Origin of the sequence: Collinsella aerofaciens (genome assembly GCF_028206795.1) — a bacterium.
Lineage (GTDB): Bacteria > Actinomycetota > Coriobacteriia > Coriobacteriales > Coriobacteriaceae > Collinsella > Collinsella aerofaciens_AX.
This window is the reverse complement of record NZ_JAQLFJ010000024.1, coordinates 1-2,384: the sequence shown is the minus strand read 5'-3', so window position 1 is coordinate 2,384 and position 2,384 is coordinate 1. Positions and strand designations below refer to the sequence as shown.

The window sequence follows — 2,384 nt, the reverse complement described above, 5'->3', positions numbered from 1 at the left end:
GCCAGAGCATGGGGGGCACGCCCGGTCCCGTTCCGAACCCGGAAGCTAAGCCCCATCGCGCCGAGAGTACTGCGGGGTCAGCCCGTGGGAGGCCAGGGCGCCGCTGACCGGTGGACGGCACCGAGCCGTACGCTTGAACTTGGAAGGGGGAGGCCTCGCGGCCTCCCCCTTTTTTGCGTTTACGGGCAACATTCCATATGCAATTAAATCAGTTTAATCATCCACCGCTGAATATAGACGTTCACCGTTCTGTGGTCGGTTCTTTGTTCTCAATGGACTAATATTTGCTTTAGCGCACTGCTGCGCTTGTCCTGTTTTACACGGGTCGTTTTATTGATTGTGACGGAAGGACTCATATGGCAGATGTTCATGAGCTGCTTGATACTTGGATTGCCAATGTCAAGGACGAGGAGCTCCTCGCTGAGCTTAACACGATGAAGGAGCAGGGTGATGAGGACGCCATCACCGACGCTTTCTTCCAGGATCTCGCCTTCGGTACTGCCGGCCTTCGCGGCACTATCGGTGCGGGCACTAACCGTATGAATATCTATACGGTCGGTCGTGCGACCCAGGGATTCGCTGACTACCTCAATGCGACCTTCGAGCATCCGACGGTCGCCATCGCTCGCGATAGCCGCAATAAAGGTGAGCTGTTCGTCAAGACGACGGCTGCCATTCTTGCAGCAAACGGCGTGACTGCCCTCGTGTATCCCAAGATTTCTCCTGTGCCGACGCTCTCCTGGGCCGTCCGCGACCTTAAGTGCTCCGGTGGCATTTGCATGACCGCTAGTCATAATCCGGCGCCTTATAACGGCTATAAGGCCTATGGCCCCGACGGCTGCCAGATCACCAGCGAGGCCGCCGATGCAATTTCTAAGGCTATCGCCGAGACCGATACGTTCACCGGCGCGAAGTCCATGGACTTCGATGAGGCTCTTGAGCAGGGTCTGGTCAAATGGATCGATGACTCGTGCCTCGAGCGTTATTACGACGCCGTTCTCGCCCGCGGCGTGACTAACCTTTCTGCCGAGGAGATCGCTGGCGCTCCGCTTAAGCTCGTCTACACTCCGCTTAACGGCACTGGCCTCATTCCCGTCACGACGGTGCTCGAGCGCGCTGGCATCACTGATGTCACGGTTGTTCCCGAGCAGAAGGAGCCTAACGGCGATTTCCCGACCTGCCCGTATCCTAACCCCGAGATTCGTCAGGCCATGCAGAAGGGCATTGACCTGTGCGAGCAGGTTCACCCCGATCTGCTGCTTGCAACCGATCCTGACGCCGATCGCGTTGGCGTTGCCGTTAAGAATGGCGATGACTATCTGCTGCTGACCGGCAATGAGATGGGCGTTCTGCTGCTTGACTATATCTGCAAGACCCGCGCTGCTCGCGGTGAGGACCTCACTAAGAAGGTTGCTGTCACTACTATCGTTTCTTCCGCCATGGTTGACGCTCTGGCCGACGAGTACGGTTTTGAGCTCCGCCGCTGCCTGACGGGCTTCAAGTACATCGGCGACATCATTACTTCTCTTTCCGATGCTGGCGAGGTCAATCGCTTTATCTTCGGTTTTGAGGAGAGCTACGGCTATCTGGCCGGTGACCACGTGCGCGACAAGGACGCCGTGAGCACTTCTCTTCTGATTTGCCAGATGGCGCAGTATTACAAGCTCCAGGGCAAGAACCTTGCAGATGCGATGCACGAGCTGTACGAGAAGTATGGCTACTATCACAACAAGACGATTTCGCTGAGCTATCCGGGCGCTGAGGGTGCGGCAAAGATGGCCGGCATCATGGCTGGTCTGCGCGAGAACCCGCCCGCGGAGCTCGCCGGTTCCAAGATTGAGGCTGTCGTGGATTACAACACCTGCGTGAACGGCCTGCCGAAGGCTAACGTCATTGAGTTCGATCTTGAGGGCGGCAACAAGGGTATTGTTCGTCCTTCCGGCACCGAGCCCAAGATTAAGCTGTACATCTTCGCTAAGGGCGCGGATGCCGCCGAGGCTGATGCCGCACTTGACGCGATTGAGGAGTCTGGTCGCAAGTTGTTGGCCTAAGGCTTTGAAAGCCTATTTCTACAGTTAGACGGAGGAGGGGATCTCGGAAACGAGGTCCCCTCTTTATTACCGGCAAACACAGCTGAGAATCACAAAATGTGTAGGAAATGTGTACGCCCAGATTCCCGCCCACGGGGCCCCTCCGGTCTGGCAATATATCTCCTTGCCGCGCGGCCCGGTCGGACCGGATCAGCCGCCAGGCGTGCACCTTGAGAACCGGATACTGCGAGGATGGACACATTCAGTGTCGCATCCGGGCAGACATCGAACCATTTGAAATGGTCTAACTTGGATTTGTTTTTCGCAAGGCCGCCGAGAGGCGGCCCCGAGAAA

1 protein-coding gene and 1 rRNA gene are annotated in these 2,384 nt (G+C 57.1%); both read left to right on the top strand.

Going from position 1 to position 2,384, the window contains the following annotated elements; translation table 11 throughout:
• A 5S ribosomal RNA gene (gene rrf / locus PMX70_RS10035) occupies positions 1-109 on the top strand; the annotation flags it as partial.
• Between the two features lie 247 nt (positions 110-356).
• On the top strand, positions 357-2,051 hold the full coding sequence (locus PMX70_RS10030) for a phospho-sugar mutase (RefSeq protein ID WP_271740662.1): 1,695 nt from the start codon (positions 357-359) through the stop codon (positions 2,049-2,051).
• Positions 2,052-2,384: the final 333 nt, after the last annotated feature.

Excerpts from the sequence above, each read along its gene's own strand:
- PMX70_RS10030 (WP_271740662.1), top strand. The coding sequence starts at position 357 with ATGGCAGATGTTCATGAGCTGCTTGATACTTGGATTGCCAATGTCAAG.